This window comes from Telluria sp. ZB2R32 (genome assembly GCF_059685715.1).
Genome location: NZ_JCASIG010000002.1, coordinates 930,351 through 948,987, shown reverse-complemented (window position 1 = coordinate 948,987; position 18,637 = coordinate 930,351). Strand labels below are relative to the sequence as shown.

Here is an 18,637-nt window from a genome sequence, read left to right as displayed (position 1 = left end):
GCCCAACCTCCCGCATTCATCATGTCGAATAATTTGAAGACGCCCTACGAACAGGGCAACCAGAACCAGACCACCACGCTGGCCGATTGCATCGCCTGGTACGAAGCCCTCGCGCGTGATTACCCGCAGGTGCTGCGTTTCGGCGTGGTCGGCACCTCGGATGCCGGCGTGCCCATTTACGCGGGCGTGGTCAGCGCCGACGGCGTGTTCGAGGTCGACGCGGTCAAGGCGGCGGGACGGCCGGTCTTCTTCAACAACAACGGTATCCACCCGGGCGAACCGGAAGGCGTCGACGGCTGCATGGCGCTGGTGCGCGATTTTTGTACGCAGCCGGAACGGGTAGCAAAGCTCGGCAGCACCGTGTTCCTGTTCGTCCCGCTGTACAACGTCGACGGCAGCCTCAATCGCGCCAACACCTCGCGCGTCAACCAGGACGGCCCCGAGCAGTTCGGCTTCCGCGGCAATAGCCGCCACCTCGACCTGAACCGCGACTTCGTCAAGTGCGACACGCTCACCGCCCAGGTCTTCAACAAGCTGTTCACGACCTGGGACCCGGACGTGATGGTCGACACCCATACCTCGAACGGCGCCGACTACAGCTACACCATGACGCTGATCCACACCCAGGCCGACAAGCTGGGTGGAGAATTGGGCGGCTTCCTGCGCGAGACCATGTTGCCGGCGCTGTACGCCGACATGGATGCGCGCGGCTGGCCGACTTGCCCGTACGTGAACCCGGTCAAGGACAGTCCGGACCACGGCATCGCCGAATTCCTGGAAACGGCGCGCTTCTCGACCGGCTACGCGGCCCTGCACCACACGATCGGCTTCATGCCCGAGACGCACATGCTCAAGCCCTTCAAGGACCGCTACGAATCGATGCGCGCCCTGGTCGAATCGGCGCTGGCGTTCACGGTGCAGCACGGCACTCAGATCCAGTCCTTGCGCCGCGCCGCCAGGGCGCTTGGGCGCACGCGCGCCGAGTGGCCGATCCATTGGACCATGGACGAACAGAACACGGCGACCTTCCGCTTCAAGGGTTACGAAGCGAAGTACAAGCCGAGCGCGCTGGGCGACTACACGCGCCTGTACTACGACCGCGCCAGCCCGTGGGAACGCGACATCGCCTACTACAACCGTTTCAATGCCGACGTGACGGTGCCGGCGCCCAAGGCCTATATCATTCCGCAAGCCTGGCGCGAAGCGATCGAACGCCTGGAACTGAACGGCGTGCAGATGGAACGCGTAAGCGAAGACCGCCTGCAGGACGTGGCGTACTACTACGTCGCGTCGGTATCCTCGCGCCCGAACGCCTACGAAGGCCACATGTTCCACGACGACGTGCAACTCGACAAACGCCGCGCCAGCGTGCAGCTGCGTGCCGGCGACGTCATCGTCCCGCTCGACCAGGACCGCGCGCGTTACGTCGTCGAAACCCTGGAACCGCTCGCCCACGACAGCTTCTTCCGCTGGGGTTTCTTCAACAGCGTGCTGGAAAAGAAGGAAGCGTATTCGGATTACGTGTTCGAAGACGAAGCCGAACAGCTGCTGCGCAATGAACCGGCGCTTGCCGCCAAATTCGCCGACTGGAAAGCCGCCAATCCTTCGCTGCTGTCGAACCAGGAAGCCGTCCTCGACTTCATCTTCGCCAACTGCGACAGATACCGCGAACCCGAATGGCGCCGCTATCCGGTGTTCATGGTCGAGTAAGCGTGATCTGCCCACTGTAGATACGAACGTCTCCCGTACGGCGGCGCATGCGCGCCGCGCGCCGGATACAAATCGTCCCGTAGGATGGGCACTTGTGCCCATGCGGATCCAATCTGCCGCTAGCAGCGCAGGCAACAGCCCCACCAACGCCTGCGCTCCAATCGCACGCACACCGCCTGCGACCGAATAACGAAGAGACCATGAAAACCCACATCCACGCCGCCATCGCTGCTGCCTGCATGGCCCTGGCAAGCACCGCCGCCGCCGCCACCACCCCCGGCCAAACCTTCTTCGAACAAAACTGCGCCAGCTGCCACACCGTCGATTCAACCCTGTCCTCGCGCGCCGGCCCCGGCCTGTTCAACGTCCTCGGCCGCAAAGCCGCCGGCGTCCCCAATTTCAACTACACCGACGCGCTCACCAAGGCCGGCGCCGCCGGCAAGACCTGGACCCGCGCCGAACTCGACATCTTCCTGCGCGACCCGAACAAGGATGTCCCCGGCACCGCCATGCCGATCGGCGTCGCCGATCCCAAGCAGCGTGCCGCCGTGATCGACTATCTCGCCACACAAAGCGGTAAAGCAGCCGCACCGGCAGCCGCCGCGGCCAATGCCAACAAACCCGCCGCCGCCGGCGACCATGCCGCCTGGACCATGGATAAACCCGGCGACCTGCACCACATCAAACCGACCGACCTGGTCGCCCCCTTCGCCAGCGAAAGCGCCGGCAACGGCCCCAAGCTCGCGCCCCGTCCGGACGGCGCCATGCCGGCCGTCCCCAAGGGTTTCAAGGTCAGCATCTACGCAGATAAGCTCGGCAAGCCGCGCCTGCCGCTGCGCGCGCCGAACGGCGACATCTTCCTGTCCGATGCGGCGAAGGGGCAGATCACGGTCCTGCGCGCCAACGGCGACAGGGCAGAAACAGCCGGCGTGTTCGCCAGCGGCCTGTCGCGCCCCTACGGCATGGCGCTGTGGCCGGCCGGCCCGAATCCACAGTACCTGTACGTCGCCAACGTGAATTCGGTGGTGCGCTTCCCGTACAGCGTCGGCGACCTCAAAGCCAATGGCGAACCGGAAGTCGTCGTCGATAAAATCAGCGACACCAGCGGCGGCCACGTGACGCGCACGCTGGTGTTCTCGAAAGACGGCAAGACGATGCTGCTGTCGGTCGGCTCGGCGACGAACATCGCTGCCAAAATCGGCGCCACGCCGCCGCAGCCGCTGGCGCAGTGGGAATCTAAATATGGCGTCGGCGCCGCCTGGGGCGAAGAAACCGAGCGCGCCGCCGTGCTCGCCTTCGACGTGGACGGCCGCAACCGCCGCCCCTTCGCCAACGGCTTGCGCAACTGCGTCGGCATGCTGGTCCACCCGGCTACGGGCGACCTGTACTGCAGCGTCAACGAGCGCGACGAACTGGGCGACAACCTGCCGCCGGACTACGTCACGCGCGTGAAAAAGGATGGCTTCTACGGCTGGCCGTGGTACTACATCGGCGCCAACGAAGAGCCGCGTTTGAAGGGTATCCGTCCCGACCTGAAAAACAAGGTGATCGTCCCCGACACCCTGATCCAGTCGCACTCGGCGCCGCTCGGCATGGTGGTCTACCAGGCACCCAAGGGCGCAAAGAACGCCTTCCCGAAAGAGTACGAAGGCGACATCTTCCTGGCCCTGCACGGCTCCTGGAACCGCGGCATCCGCACCGGTTACAAAGTCGTGCGCGTGATGATGAAGGCAGGCGTGCCGACCGGGCAGTACCAGGACTTCATGACCGGCATGGTGTTCAGCGACCGCGATGTGTGGGGACGGCCGGCTGCCGTCGAAGTGGCGGCCGATGGCGCGCTGCTGGTGGTCGACGATGGCGGCGGGGTGGTGTGGCGCATCGCGCCGCAGAAGTGATCAGCAGGCTGGAAGAGCAGGCTGGGTCAGGTCTGACATTTAGACACGACCTCAGCCTTACACGCGGCTAGAGAACAGAAATTACAGCAGAGGTCGTGTCCGAATGTCAGACCTGATCCCAGCCTTGGTGGTATTGCTTACTTCGATGCCCCAATCCACCGATCCACCTTCGCCTCCAGCAGCGACAGCGGCAGCGTCCCTTCCCCCAGCACGATGTCATGGAAAGCACGCAGATCGAACTTCGGCCCCAGCGCAGCTTCCGCGCGGCGGCGCAGCTCGGTGATCTTCAGGGCGCCGATCTTGTAGCCCAGCGCCTGGCCCGGCCAGATCATGTAGCGCTCGATCTGCGCGCGCGAATCCGCCTCGCTGTAACCAAGGGTGTCGCTGAAATAGGCGATCGCCTGCTCGCGCGTCCAGCCCTTGGTATGGATGCCGGTGTCGACCACCAGGCGCGCGGCGCGCAGCATTTCGTCGTTCAGGTGGCCGAAATAATCTTCCGGCTTGTCGAACAGGCCCATGTCCTTGCCGAGGGTCTCGGCGTACAGCGCCCAGCCTTCCGTGAACGCGTTGTTGCCGCCGAACTTGCGGAAGTTCGGCAGACCCAGTTCCTGCACCAGCGCGATGTGGAAGTGGTGGCCCGGCTGGCCCTCGTGCAGGAACAGCGTGACCATGCCGGTGCTGCCGTATTGGGTCGGATCGTTCACGACCGACCAGAACACGCCGGGACGGGTGCCGTCCACTGCCGGCGGGGTGTAGTGGTCCGACGCCGTGGCGCGGCTCAGTTCAGGCTCGAGGCGCAGGTCCAGGGGCGACTTCGGCATCAGGTTGAACATCGACGGCAGCCTGGTGCGCAGCTGCGCGTCGAGTTTGCGGTAGACGTCGATGACTTCCTGCTCGGTCTTGAACGGCTTGAATTTCGGCTGCTGCGCCACCCAGGCCGGCAAGCCGGCGGCAGGTCCGTTGTATCCCATCTTCGGACCGGTGCGGCCGTATTCTCCCTGAATGCGCGCGACTTCCTTCAGACCGATTTCATGGATCGCTTCCGGCGTCAGATCCGTCGTGGTCTGGCTGGCGACGCGCACCTGGTACCAGGCGGCGCCGTTCGGCAGCGCGTTCCAGCCGGTGCTGGTGCGCGTGGCCGGCAGGTATTCCTTCTCGATGAAGGTGGCCAGGCGGTTCAGGGCCGGGTTCAATTTGCCGCCGATGGTCTCGCCATACAGCCTGGTAAGCGCGCGCTTGTCGGCCTCCGAAAAGCCGGCCGGGAAGTTGGTCACCGGCGTGTAATAGATGCTCGCTTCGGGATTGGCCGCTACCAGCTGCTTGAACTGGGGCAGGGCGGAGACCATCACCGGGCGCGGATGGACGATGCCGCGCTTGATCCCTTCGCGCATGTTGGCGATCGCCTGGTCGATCCAGGGACCCAGCTGCGCCAGGCGGCTGGCGTAGGCGCGGTAGTCCTGGGTGGTCGTCAACGGTTGCGCGCCCTGGCCGCTGGCGTAGTTCGCCAGCGTGACCGGCATGCTGTCCATCTGGTTCAGCGGCAGCAGGTGTTCGGGGAAGGGCTCGAAGCGCAGCGCCGTGGCCAGCTCGTAGTCGAGGATGTCGTAGCTGGTCTGGTCGCGCGCGTTCAGTTGATTGCGCTTGATCGCGTGCAGGCGCTCCTGGAAGGCTTTATAGCGCGCGAACTGTTTGTTGCGCTCGGCCGGGGAAATCGTCATGCCGATCTGGTCGATGAAGCGATTATCTCCGCTCTCGCTGGCGGATACCGGGTCGAAGCGCGCCAGCGCATCGTAATACTCGTCGGCGAGCGCATTCAAGGCTTTGCCGGCCTGCGGGCTGACGAGGGCCTGCTTCGCTGAAGGTGCTGCGGCCTGTGCGGCATGCGCCGGAGCGCAAGCGATCAGGGCGGCGGCAGCGAGCGCGCCAACTTTAAAAACGTGGTTCATGTCGTAAAACCTCAGTAACTTGCCAGTGGCGCCAGCGCGCCATTTTTGAACGTGTAGACCGTGACGGCGGTCTTTTTCAGGTTGCCCTTGTCGTCGTAGCCGTAGCTGCCGACCACGCCCTGGTGGGTCAGGCTGCGCAGCTGCTGCGCCACTGCCGCCGGCTCAACGCTGTTGGCCGCCTTGACCGCCTGGGCGATGAACATGGTCTGGTCGTAGAACGAAGGCGCGTAGACGTCCGGTTCGCGCTTGAAGCGCGCCTTGTACTTGGCCAGGAAAGCCGGCCCCGCGGGCTGTTTGGCGATGATGGCGCCGGCCTGGGCGCAGCGCACGTTTTCTCCGACGGCGGCGCCGCCGAGTTTCGCCATCTCCGGGCTGCACAGCGTGTCGCCGCCCAGCAGTGGCACGTTCAGGCCGAGCGCCTTCATCTGGCGCACCATCGGCGCCGCCTGCGGTGCATAGCCGCCAAAGAAGATGGCGTCGACCTTTTTCGCGCGCAGGGCAGTCAGGATGGCGGCGAAATTGCTGGCCTTGTCGTTGGTGAATTCGTGGCCCGCGACCTTCATGCCGGCGGCCTGCGCCTGGCGCTTGAATTCGGTGGCGATGCCGGTGCCGAAGGCGGTGCGGTCGTCGATGACGCCGACGTTTTTCAGTTTCAGCTCGCGCGCGGCGTAGTTCGCCATCGCGCCGCCCACTTGCGAATCGCTGGCGACGATGCGGAACACGCCCTTGTAGCCGCTTTGCGTGATCTTCGGATTGGTGCCGACCGTGGACATCAGGGCGCCGGCATCGTTGTAGACGCGCGAGGCGGGGATCGCGACGCCCGAGTTGTACGGCCCCAGCACGAACTTGACGCCGCCGTCGACCAGCTTTTGCGCGACCGTCACGCCCTGCTTGGGATCGCCGGCGTCGTCTTCGGACTGCAGCGCAAAACGCACCGTTTTACCCGCCACCTTGATGTTCTGGGCGTTGAGTTCCTCGACGGCCAGGCGCACGCCGTTTTCGTTGTCCTTGCCGGCAAAGGCATTCGCGCCCGAGAGCGGGCCGGTCACGCCGATTTTGATGGTCTGTTCCTGCGCGAGCGCCACATTCGAGGCGCACAGCAGCGCGGCCAGCGCCAGCGGCGCGAGGTTCATTGTTGATGGCATCAGCCTGTCTCCGTTTAAGTACGAACGGGCGTCATCATCGCATATAAAGCGGTGCCGATGCGAGGCAGCGCAGGCAGCGCTCAAGCAGAGGTCAAGCAGGCAAGCCGTGCGCAATCAGCTCGAGCGGCAGGGCAGTCGTGCACTTGATCTGCTCCATCGAAAAGGCCGAGGACACGCCGCTCAGTTGCGCGGTCTTGATCAGCTTCTTGTAGAAACGGTCGTAGCCGGCGATGTCGGTGGTGGCCACCTTCAGCAGGTAATCGACGTCGCCGCTCATGCGGTGAAATTCCAGCACCTCGGGCAGCGCGACGACGGCGGCGGCAAAGCGCTCCAGCCATTTTTCGTCGTGTTCGGGGGTACGCACGCTGACGAACACCGTCACCGGCAAGCCGACCTTCTGGCGGTTGACGATGGTGACGCGGCTTTCGATATAGCCCTCTTCTTCGAGGCGCTTGACGCGCTTCCAGCAAGGGGTGCTGGAGAGGCCGACCTTGTCGGAGAGGCCCGAGATCGACAGCGTCGCATCGGCCTGCAGTGCGGCAAGGATCGCACAATCAAACTTGTCCAGTGAATTCATTTTAATTATAGGTCACTAATAGAACAAACATGCTTAAAAAACTGTTTTTAATAGCTTATTTGGAACGTGCTTTCTGCCATATCTTCGTAACATATTGCTTAACAATAACACGATCTGGGATCGTGTTTACAGATATTGAGATTTATTATGAATATTGAAATCTACCTCGACGCGAATGCCACTTCGCCGGTGCTGCCGGCGGCGATTGAGGCGGCGCAGGCGGCGCTGGGCCAGTGTTTCGGCAACCCGAGCAGCAGCCATGCGGCCGGCCTGCGCGCACGCGCGTTGCTCGACGACGCACGCGGGCGCGCACGGCGCGTGCTCGGTGCGCAGCAGGGACGGCTGATCTTCACCAGCGGCGCCACCGAGGGCATCCAGACCGCCGTGCTGTCGAGCCTGTGCGCGCTGCGCGAACGGCGCGCGGCCGGGCTGCCCTGCGGCGACCTGCTGCTGTATGGCGCGACCGAACACAAGGCGGTGCCGGAAAGCCTGGCGCACTGGAATGCGCTGCTCGGCACCGGCCTGACGCTGCAGGCGCTGCCGGTCGACGCCGGCGGGCGCCACCGCCTCGACATCCTGCGCGACCTGGCGCCGCGCACCGCCCTGCTGTGCACGATGGCCGCGAACAACGAGACCGGGGTCGTGTCCGACCTCGACGGCATCGCCGCCGTGCTCGAAGAAACCGGCAGCGCCGCGCAGTGGCTGGTCGACTGCGTGCAGGCGCTCGGCAAGCTGGCGCTGGACCTCGATAACACGCGCATCGATTACGCGCCGTTCTCCGGCCACAAGTTGTACGCACCGAAAGGCATCGGCATGCTGTACGTGCGCGAGGGCGCGCCCTACACGCCGCTGATCTGCGGCGGCGGCCAGGAAGCGGGCCAGCGTTCCGGTACCGAGAACATGGCCGGCATCGCCGCACTCGGCGCGGTGCTGCGCGCGCTGGAGGAAGGGGAGACCTTCCGCAGCCATGCGCAGCTGGCCGCCATGCGCGAGCGGCTGGCGGCGAGCCTGCGCGCCGCCTTTCCCGGCATCCTGTTCAACGCGCCTTTCGAACACGCGCTGCCGACCACGCTCAACTTCACGGTGCCGGGCAGGTCGGGGAAAGCGCTGCTCGACCTGTTCGATGCAGCCGGCATCCGCGTCAGCGCCGGTTCCGCCTGTTCGGCGGCGCAGGCGGCGCCCAGTTATGTGCTGGTGGCGATGGGACTGTCGCAGGGACGTTGCGCGCATGCGGTGCGCATGTCGTTCGGTCCGCTGGCGGACGAGGCGTTTATTGACGCGGCCTGTGCGCGCATCGAACGCTGTGGCCAGGCCTTGCTGGCGCCGCCGCCCGCCGCTTGTCCGGTGACCGGATCGGGCGCCGCGCCGGCCGCGCCGTTGCAGCCGGCACCGGCAGCGTCGCCATGCGAACTGGATGCGCAGGCGTTGGTGCGCTTCCTCGATGCGCACCCGAACGCGCTCCTGATCGACGTGCGCGAAGCTTGCGAGCACGCGCTCGGCTCACCCCGGCTGCATGGACGCGCAGCCTACAGCCTGCCCTTGTCGCGCCTGCCGGAACACGCGGCCTGGCTGGGGCGGGAGACGCGCCCGCTGGTGTTTTTCTGCCGCAGCGGCAACCGCAGCGCCCAGGCGGCGCGCATCGCCGCCGAACTGGGGCACGCCACCGTGCGCCACCTCGCCGGCGGCCTGGCTTTGATGGCGTCCTGATCGAGGCGGGATCAGGACGCGCCTGCGTTCGTCAACGCACAGTCTCTCCCTTGATGAGGTTTTAGCATGGTGCCAGCCGTGCGACATGTACGCACGCCCATCATCGAGGCTCCTGTTGAACGACGAATTGCACACCAAGGCCGACGCGCCGCGCGCGGGGCATGCGCCCGTCCGCGCCGCCGGCGCCGCGGACGGTGCACCGCTGCGCGCCGCGCCTTTTGACGCCGCGCAGATGGCCGACCACGGGCGCCACCTCGCGACGGTCCACGCGCTCGCGCCGCAGGAGGGACCGGGCCGCTTGCGCACACGTTTGATGGAAAATGCGGCCGCGCTTGATGCCGCCTGCGGCGCACTGGCGCGCGGCAGCGAAATGCCCGCGGCCGCCGACCTCCTGCTCGAGCACTATCACCTGGTCATCGAGGCGATCCACAGTGCACGCCTGCACTTGCCGCAGCGGTTGCCGCTGCTGGCGGCGCCGGCAGACGCCGCGGGTACGCCGCGCGTCCACGAACTGGCGCTGACCCTGGTCGCCCATGGCGACGGCCTGGTCGAAGAAGGCAGCCTGGCCCGCTTCATCGCCGCCTATCAGGAAAGCGCGCCCTTGCGCCTTGGCGAACTGGCGGCGCTCCCGGTCATGCTGCGCCTGGCGCTGGTGGAAAACCTGCGCCGCCTGGCCGTGCGCCTCGACGAGCGCGTGCTGCAACACGCCCTGGCGGACGCATGGTCCACGCGCCTGCTCGAGACCGCCGCGCGCCGTCCCGGCGACCTGGTCCTGCTGATGGCGGACATGGCGCGTACCCAAGCACTTGACGTTCAGCCTTTCCCTTCGGTCTTTGTCGCCGCACTGGCGCAGCGCCTGCAGGGGCAGGGCACGCAGCTGGAACAGGTACTGGAATGGATCGGCACGCGCCTGGCCGACAGCGGCCTCACGCTCGATGTGCTGGTGCGCCGCGATGGCGAGGAAGCGGCGCTGGACGCCGCCTCGCTCGCCAACAGCTTGGCCAGCCTGCGCCTGCTCGCGCGCATCGACTGGCAGGGTTTTATCGAGACGACAAGCATGGTCGAACAGGCACTGCGGCGCGATCCGGCCGGCGTGTATGCGCAGATGGATGGCGCGACGCGCGCGCTGTACCGGCGCAGCATCGCGCGTCTGGCACGCCGCAGCGAACAAGGCGAAGGCGAGATCGCCACTGCCGCCCTGGCGCTGGCCGAGGGCGGGGCGGATACGCGCGGCCGCCACGTCGGCCATTACCTGGTCGGCGCCGGCTTGCCCGCGCTGCAGGCGCAACTGACGGCGCCGCCGGGGGCCTTGTTCGCCCTGCGGCGCGCGGCGCGGCGCCGGCCGCTGCTGTCCTACCTGGGCGCGATCGGCGCGTTTACCTTGCTGTTCACGGCGGCAGTGCTGGTGCATGCCTGGCAGGCCGGCGCCGCTACCGCGCTGCTGGTCGTGCTCGGTGTGCTGGCCGCCGTCGGCGCCAGCCAACTGGCGGTCACCCTGACGCACCTGATGGTGGCGCGCCTGGTGGCGCCGCGCCCCTTGCCGCGCATGGATTTCAGTGGCGGTATTCCAGCGGAGGCGCGCACGCTGGTCGCCGTGCCGGCGCTCCTGCACGACAGTGCCGGCGCCAGGGCGCTGTGCGCGGGATTGGAGTTGCGCTACCTCGCCAACCGCGACCCGCAGTTGCGCTTTTGCCTGCTCACCGATTTCGACGACGCACTTGATGCGACGGTGTTCGGCGACGCCGAGCTGCTGGAAGAGGCGCGCGCCGCCATCGCCGCGCTGAATGCACGCTACGACGACCGCCCCTTCCTGCTGCTGCACCGCCCCCGCGTCTGGAGCACGAGCGAGCAGGCCTGGATCGGGCGCGAGCGCAAGCGCGGCGCGCTGGCCGACCTCAACGCCTTCCTGCGCGGCGCGCGCGAGCGCTTCATGCTGGTCGAAGGCAGTCTCGATGGCCTGGACCGCGTGCGCTACGTGATCACGCTCGACCCCGACACCGGGCTGCCAATGGACAGCGCACGGCGGATGGTGGCCGCCATGGCGCACCCACTCAACCAGCCGCAGTTGGACAGCAGCGCGCGCCGCGTGGTCGCCGGCCACGCGGTGCTGCAGCCGCGCGTGACGAGCGCGCTGCCGCGTGCGCGCGCCTCGCTCTACGAACGCCTGTGCGGCGCCAGGCCGGACACTGCCGCGAACGTCTACCAGGACCTGTTCGGCGCAGGCTCGTACGTCGGCAAGGGCATCTACGAGGTCGACACGTTCATGCGCGTACTGGACGGGCGCCTGCCCGACAACGCCGTGCTGTCGCACGACCTGCTCGAAGGCTGCTACCTGCGCAGCGCCGCGCTGGGCGACGTCGCGCTGCCCGACAGCTGCCCGGCGCGCTACAGCGACGCCATCGCGCGCCGCCACCGCCGCGTGCGCGGCGACTGGCAATTGGCCGGCTGGCTGCGCGCCACCGTGCCAGGCGCGGGTGGTGGACGCGAAGCCAATCCCTTGTCGCCGCTGGCGCGCTGGAAGCTGCTCGACAACCTGCGCCGCAGCCTGGTGGCGCCGGCGCTGACCGGCATGCTGGTGCTGTGCTGGGCGCTGTTGCCCGGGCCGGCCTTCTGGAGCGCCGCCGCGTTATCGCTGTTCTTCCTGCCCGCATTTTTGAATATCCTCGTCGGCCTGGCCGACAAGCCGCAGGCCATGCCCTGGCGCCAGCACGTGCCCAACTGGGCGCACGGCGCGGCGGGCAGCCTGGCGCACGCGGTGATGCATACCGCCTTCCTGCCGCACGAAGCCTGGTACAGCGTCCATGCGATCGCGCGCACCGGCTGGCGCATGCTGGTCTCGCGCCGGCGCCTGTTGCAATGGAAGGCGTCCAGCCTGGTACGCGCCAGTACCGACGTCGAATCGGCCTGGCGCAGCATGTGGTTCGCGCCGCTGCTGAGCGTGCTGGTCGCGGTGCTGCTGACTTTCGTGCATCCGTTCGCCCTGTTCGCGGCGGCGCCTTTATTGCTGCTGTGGTTCCTCTCTCCGCTCGTCGCCTGGTGGGTCAGCCTGCCGTTCGAACGGGAAGCGCCCGACCTGTCGCCCGAGCAGACCCGCTTCCTGGCGCGGCTGGCGCGCCGCAACTGGCGCTATTTCGAGGATGTGGTGAATCCCGCCACCAACTGGCTGCCGCCGGCGGGCGTGCAGGAATTTCCCGAACCGCTGCTGGTGCACACGACCGCGCCGACCCACATCGGCCTGGCGCTGCTGGCCAGCTTGAGCGCCTGGGACTTCGGTTTCGTTCCGCAAGCAACGGTGCTGGCGCGCGTGCGCGCCGCGTTTGCCAGCATGGCGCTGCTCGAACGCCACCACGGCCACTTCTATGCCGGCTACGACACGCGCACGCTGGCGCCGCTGCTGCCGGCGCGCGTATCGACGGCAGATAGCGGCAACCTTGCCGGCCATTTGCTGACCCTGGCCTGTGGCATCGAGGGCCTGGCCGATGCACCGATCGCCGGCGTGCGTTCGCTGGAGGGAATGCGCGCCACCCTGGACGTGCTGGAAGAGCATGCGCAGGGTGCCTCGCCTCCGGTACGCCGCGCGTTTGACGCCTGCCGCGACGCCTTCGATGCGCAGCGCTGCCGCAACGGCGACACCTTGCCGGGGTTGGCCGAATGCCTGCAGACCGCGTTGCGCGCGGCGACGGAACTGACCGCTGCACTCGGAGACGACGCGGACGCCGACTTGCGCAACTGGGCGACGAAACTGGAGGAAGACTGCCGCGCCGCCCACGACGACCTGCTGCTGCTCGCCCCCTGGATGCGCGCGGTGCAGGAATACGTGCTCGACGCCAGCCTGACGCGCATTCCGACCCTGCGCGAACTGGCTGCCTGCGCGGTGCGTGCCTCGGGCGCCGGCAATGCAGCGCAGGCAAAGACACAGGCGCTGGCGCAGATGGTGGAAGAGGGCGCCGCCAGCGCGCGCGAACGCCTGGCCGAGATCGAGGTGCTGGCCGCCTGCGCGCGCGAGTTCGCCGACATGGAGTGGGGCTTGCTGTTCGACCCGGCGACCCGGTTGCTGGCGCCCGGCTTCGACGTCGGCGCGAACCGGCGCGAGCCCGGCGGCCTCGATTTGCTCGCCTCGAACGCGCGCCTGGCCAGCTTTGTCGGCATCGCCCGCGGCCAGCTGCCGCCAGCACACTGGCTTGCACTCGGGCGCCGCTTGTCCCTCGTCGGCGATACGCCCGTGCTGTTGTCCGAGCACGGTGCGCTGCACGACTACCTGATGCCGCAACTGGTGATGCCGGGCCTGCGCCGTACCCTGCTCGAGCGCAGCGGCCGCGCGCTGGTGCGCATCCAGATCGACTACGCGGGGCGCCACGCCATCCCCTGGGGGTTTACGGAGTCCTGCTACAACAGCCTGGACGGCGCGCTGCATTACGCGCAGCGCGCGTTCGGCGTGCCGGGCAGCGGGCGCGCGCGTGGCCTCGGCGACGAGCTGGTGGTGGCGCCGCACGCGGCATTGCTGGCGCTGCTGGTGGCGCCGGAAGCGGCCTGCGCCAACCTGGAGCGGATGGCAGCGCTGGCTGCCGGCCCCTATGGCTTGTACGAGGCGATCGACTATACGGGATCGAGCATGGCGCACGGCCAGCGCCATGCGCTGGTGCGCGCCTACCGCTCGGATCACCAGGGCATGGGCTTACTTGCGCTGTCGTCCCTGCTGCACGGACGCCCGATGCAGGCGCGCTTCGCGGCCGACCCGCAATTGCGCGCGGCGCTGCCGCTGTTGCAGGAACCGGTGCCGCCGGTGGCTGCGATCGAGGCCGACGCCTTCGCGCCGCTGGCGCAGCGCGGCACGCCGGCGCAAACGCGGCTGCCGCTGCGCACGGTCACGCGCGTCGGGCTGGCGCAGCCGCAGGCGCAGCTATTGTCGAACGGCCGCTACCACGTAATGGTGACCAGCGACGGCGCCGGCTACAGCCGCTGGAACGCGCTCGCGCTCACGCGCTGGCGCCTGGACGCAACAAACGACGACTGGGGCCTGTTCTGCTACCTGCGCGACCTCGACAGCGGCGCGGTCTGGTCGAGCGCCTGGCAGCCGACGCTGGCCCAGCCCGAGCATTACGAAGTGACCTTCCCGGAAGGACGCGCGCAATGGCTGCGCCGCGACCACGGCATCGAATTGATCACCGAGATCGTGGTGGCGCCGGATGACGACGTCGAGCTGCGCCGCACGCGCATCAGGAATTTATCTGACCGCACGCGCCGTATCGAGTTGACGAGTTACACCGAGCCGGTGCTGGCGCCAAGCGCGGTGGATGATGCCCATCCCGCCTTCAGCAAGCTGTTCGTGCACAGCGAGATCGAGGCCGCGCATGAGGCCATCCTGTGCACGCGCCGGCCGGGCGCGGGAGGAGAACCGACGCCCTGGCTGGTCAACGCGATGGCGCTCCACGGCGCTGCTGGCGAGATCTCGTTCGAAACCAGCCGCGCCGATTTCATCAAACGCGGCCATAACAATGCGCTGCCGGCCGCGCTGGTCGCGACCACACCGCTGGATGGCGCCGCCGGCGCCGTGCTCGACCCGGCACTGGTGATGCGCCGCAGCCTGACGCTGGCGCCGGGAGAAGAGGTCACCGTCGATGTGATCCTCGGCGTGGCGGCGAACCGCGCGGATGGGTTGGCGCTGGCCGACAAATACCGTGAACGCAACGGCGCCGACCGCGCCTTTGCGCTGGCCCCGGCGCAGGCCGCGGCAGCGCTGCAGGACGCCAACACGAGCGAGGCCGACAGCCAGCTGTATGCGCGCCTGGCCGGCGCCGTGCTCTATCCCGGCCGCGCACTGCGCGCCGCCCCCGGCCTCATCGCGCGTAACCGCCGCGGACAGTCAAACCTGTGGCCGTACGGGATCACGGGTGACCTGCCGCTGGTGCTGGTGCAGGTCGACGACGCCGCCGGCCTGGCGCTGGTGCGCCAGCTGCTGGGCGCGCACGCATGGTGGCGCGCGCGTGGGCTGAACGTCGACCTGGTGATCTGGTGCGGTGAAGGCGCAGCGGGCGAGCGCTCGCTGCACGCGCAGGTGATCGAGGCGATCGCCCCTTCCGAGCGCGATCGCCCGGGCGGCGTGTACGTGCAGATGCGTGACCAGCTGCCGGAACAAGATCGCATCCTGCTGCAGGCTGTCGCGCGCGTGGTGCTGCCGAACGAACGCGGCGCTTTGCCCGAGCAGTTGCGGCGCGCGGAGGCGCAGTTCGCCCCGGTGTTGCCGCCCCTGCGCACCGAAGCGCCGGCGCCCGTTGCCGTCGCACAGCAGGCAACGCAACCTGATCTCCTGCTCGACAACGGCATCGGCGGCTTCAGCCCCGACGGACGCGAGTACATCATCCGCACCAGTCCCGGCCGGCCGACACCGGCGCCCTGGTCGAACGTGCTGGCCAACCCGAGCTTCGGCGCGGTCGTCTCCGAAAGCGGGCAAGCCTATAGCTGGAGCGAGAACGCGCGCGAGTTGCGCCTGACGCCCTGGGAAAACGACCCCGTGAGCGACCGCGGCGGCGAAGCGTTTTATCTGCGCGACGAAGCCAGCGGCGTGTTCTGGTCGCCGACGGCCCTGCCTGCGCCATCGGGCGGCGCCTACCTGTCGCGCCACGGCTTCGGCTACAGCGTCTTCGAGCACAGCGCGCACGGCATCCATTCCGCGCTGTCGACCTTTGTCGCGCCGGACGCGCCGCTGAAGTACACGGTACTGCGGGTGCGCAACGACAGCGATACGGAGCGGCGCCTGTCCGCCACCGGCTACGTCGAATGGGTGCTGGGCGAGCTGCGCGCGGCCTCCGGCATGCACGTGGTGAGCGAACGCGATGACGCCAGCGGCGCGCTGTTGGCGCGCAATGCCTGGAACAGCGACTATGCGGACCGTGTCGCCTTCTTCCACGTCGACGCCGAGGTGAACGCGTTCACCTGCGACCGCAGCGAATTCATCGGCCGCGGCGGCAACCTGCGCCAGCCGCAGGCGTTAAGGGGCGCCGGCCTGTCCGGCAGCGTCGGCGCCGCGCTCGACCCGTGCGCGGCCTTGCAGGTGGCTTTCGCGCTGGCGCCGGGCGAGGAGAAGGAACTGGTGTTCATGCTGGGCGCGGCGGGCGGCGATGCGGCCGAACTGGTGCAGCGCTACCGCGGCAGCGTCGCCGCGCGCGCGGTGCGCGAACAGGTGCACGCGTATTGGGAAGAGACGCTGGGCGCGGTGCGCATCGCCACGCCCGACCCGAGCCTGGACGTGCTGGCCAATGGCTGGCTGCTGTACCAGACCATCGCCTGCCGCATGTGGGCGCGCAGCAGTTACTATCAATCCGGCGGCGCCTTTGGCTTCCGCGACCAGCTGCAGGATGCAATGGCGCTGGTGCACACGCGCCCGCAACTGCTGCGCGCCCATCTGCTGCTGTGCGCCGCGCACCAGTTCGTCGAGGGCGACGTCCAGCACTGGTGGCATGCGCCGTCGAACAACGGCGTGCGCACGCGCTGTTCCGACGATTTGTTGTGGCTGCCGCTGGCCACCTGCCGCTACATCCGCGCCACCGGCGACCTTGCCGTGCTGAGCGAGACGGCGCCTTACCTGGAAGGGCGCACACTGGAGGAGGGCGAGGAGTCGTATTTCGACGCGCCGCGCCTGGCGCAGCAGCATGGCGACCTGTACCAGCATTGCGTGCGCGCGATCCGCCACAGCCTGCGCTTCGGCGAACACGGCCTGCCGCTGATCGGCAGCGGCGACTGGAACGATGGTCTTGACCGCGTCGGCGACAAGGGCCGCGGCGAGAGTGTGTGGCTGGGCTTTTTCATGATCGAGGTGTTGCAGCGCTTCGCCGAACTGGCCGACCGCCGCGCCGACTACGGCTTCGCCACCACCTGCCGCGCCGCCGCCCAGGCGCTCACCACCCAGCTGGAAAACCATGCCTGGGATGGCGAGTGGTACCGGCGCGCCTGGTTCGACGACGGCACTCCGCTCGGCTCGAAAGACAACGACGAATGCCGCATCGACCTGGTCTCGCAGAGCTGGAGCGTATTGTCCGGCGCGGCCGGTCCCGAACGCGCGGCCCAGGCCATGGCGGCAGTCGAGGCGCGCCTGGTGCGGCGCGAAGCGAGACTGATTCAACTGTTCGATCCGCCGTTCGAGGCCGGCAGCCTGAACCCGGGCAGCCTGCGCGCCTATGCGCCCGGCCTGCGCGACAACGGCGGCCAGGCGACGCACGCCGCGCTGTGGGGCGCGATGGCCTTTGCGCGCATGGGAGAAGGAGAGCGCGCCTGGGAACTGTTCGACATGCTCAACCCGGTGCGCCTGGCGGCTACCCTTGACGATTGCGAACGCTACCGGCTCGAACCGTACGTGGTGGCCGGCGACGTGCTGGCCGCCGCGCCGCATGTCGGGCGCGGCGGCTGGAGCTGGTACACTGGCTCCGCCGGATGGATGTACCGGCTGATCGTCGAATCGCTGCTCGGCATCGAGCGCATCGGCGAGCGGCTGGTGCTGGCGCCGCAGCTGCCGCGCGGCTGGCCGGGTTTCACGCTGCAGTACCGCTACCGTGCCACCACGTACGCCATCGACGTGCGCGCCGCCGCCAGCCCGGCCTTGCTGGTCGATGGCGTCGACGTCGGCGGCGACACGGTGCAGCTGATCGACGATGGCCGGACGCACCACGCCCTGCTGCACGTCGTACGCCGGCAGCAGGGCGCCGGCACGGCAGACCATCAACAACCTCATTCAAGAACGATCACATGAAAAAAATCCTGTTGGCCACTGGCGCCACCCTGTTGCTGTCCTGCGGCGCCGCGAACGCGGCCGACTGGAGCGACACCTCGATCAGCTGGCGCTACGGCACCCGCTTCGCCGAGCCCTTCAATCCCGAGCACATTAATAAACACATCTTTGCGTTGACCCACGCCAGCGGCTACAAATACGGCAGCAATTTTTTCAACGTCGACCTGCTGCAGTCGGATAAGAACGATCCGGCTTCGCTGACGCAAAGCGAAGGCGCCCAGGAAGCGTATGTCGTCTACCGCCACCTGCTCGATATCGGCGCCCTGCGCGGCGCCGAGATGCGCTATGGCCCCGTCAAAGGCGTCGGACTGACGCTCGGCTTCGACTGGAACACGAAGAACGACGTCGGCTACAACTCGCGCAAGCGCATGCTGGTCGCCGGTCCCACGCTGATGTGGGACGTGCCGGCCGGCTTCCTGAATACGAGCCTGCTGGTGCTGCGCGAATCGAATGCGCCGAGCGGCGCTTTCCCTCCGATCGCCAACGTGAATGGCCGCTACACCTACGACACCCATGCGGCGCTGTCGGTGAACTGGGCGATTCCCGTGGCCAAGCGGCTCGCGTTCGAGGGCTACGGCATGTTCATCGGCGCCAAGGGGCGGGATGAAGTCGGCCTCGGTACCGGCGCCGAAACCAACATCGACATGGCGCTGATGTACGACGTGGGTGCTCACTTCGGCCAGCCGAAGAGCCGCTTCCGCGTCGGCCTCGAATACCAGTTCTGGAACAACAAGTTCGGCAACACCCGCACCACCACGGGCGGGCGCGGCCAGCGCGCCAGCACGCCGATGGTGCGCGCCGAGTACCATTTCTGATCCTGTCTGCGGTGCCCGGGTATTGCGCGAAGGAATGGCATAATGTTGTGTCAACCTTCG

At 67.7% G+C, this 18,637-nt stretch carries 8 protein-coding genes; 5 read left to right on the top strand and 3 right to left on the bottom strand.

Features of this window, described 5'->3' with window-relative positions:
* Positions 1-21 precede the first annotated feature (21 nt).
* Both AC56LG_RS09210 and AC56LG_RS09205 read left to right on the top strand, forming a co-directional pair.
* Positions 22-1,710, top strand: a complete 1,689-nt coding sequence (locus AC56LG_RS09210) for a M14 family zinc carboxypeptidase (RefSeq protein WP_497165789.1) — start codon at positions 22-24, stop codon at positions 1,708-1,710.
* A 200-nt stretch (positions 1,711-1,910) separates the two neighbouring features.
* On the top strand, positions 1,911-3,605 hold the full coding sequence (locus tag AC56LG_RS09205; RefSeq protein WP_497165788.1) for a PQQ-dependent sugar dehydrogenase: 1,695 nt from the start codon (positions 1,911-1,913) through the stop codon (positions 3,603-3,605).
* Positions 3,606-3,742: 137 nt separating this feature from the next.
* Here the strand turns inward: AC56LG_RS09205 and AC56LG_RS09200 are convergent, their stop codons facing one another.
* From AC56LG_RS09200 to AC56LG_RS09190, 3 genes are all read right to left on the bottom strand, one after another.
* Positions 3,743-5,551 carry a DUF885 domain-containing protein gene (locus tag AC56LG_RS09200; protein ID WP_497165787.1) on the bottom strand — a complete coding sequence of 603 codons (1,809 nt, stop codon included), beginning with the start codon at positions 5,549-5,551 and terminating at the stop codon, positions 3,743-3,745.
* Between the two features lie 11 nt (positions 5,552-5,562).
* Positions 5,563-6,696 carry a branched-chain amino acid ABC transporter substrate-binding protein gene (locus AC56LG_RS09195; RefSeq protein WP_497165786.1) on the bottom strand — a complete coding sequence of 378 codons (1,134 nt, stop codon included), beginning with the start codon at positions 6,694-6,696 and terminating at the stop codon, positions 5,563-5,565.
* A gap of 91 nt (positions 6,697-6,787) precedes the next feature.
* Positions 6,788-7,273, bottom strand: a complete 486-nt coding sequence (locus tag AC56LG_RS09190; RefSeq protein ID WP_192055808.1) for an Lrp/AsnC family transcriptional regulator — start codon at positions 7,271-7,273, stop codon at positions 6,788-6,790.
* A gap of 147 nt (positions 7,274-7,420) precedes the next feature.
* Here AC56LG_RS09190 and AC56LG_RS09185 point away from each other — a divergent pair, with 147 nt between their 5' ends.
* From AC56LG_RS09185 to AC56LG_RS09175, 3 genes are all read left to right on the top strand, one after another.
* Positions 7,421-8,980 (top strand): aminotransferase class V-fold PLP-dependent enzyme, encoded by a 1,560-nt coding sequence (locus AC56LG_RS09185; RefSeq protein ID WP_497165785.1) that lies wholly within the window; start codon positions 7,421-7,423, stop codon positions 8,978-8,980.
* 115 nt (positions 8,981-9,095) lie between these two features.
* Positions 9,096-17,723: a GH36-type glycosyl hydrolase domain-containing protein gene (locus AC56LG_RS09180; protein WP_497165784.1), complete on the top strand. Its 8,628-nt coding sequence runs from the start codon at positions 9,096-9,098 to the stop codon at positions 17,721-17,723.
* The gene (locus AC56LG_RS09175; RefSeq protein WP_497165783.1) at positions 17,720-18,577 is read left to right on the top strand and encodes an outer envelope protein; all 858 of its coding nucleotides are present in this window, start codon (positions 17,720-17,722) and stop codon (positions 18,575-18,577) included. Before AC56LG_RS09180 ends, AC56LG_RS09175 begins: the two co-directional genes overlap by 4 nt.
* Positions 18,578-18,637 lie beyond the last annotated feature (60 nt).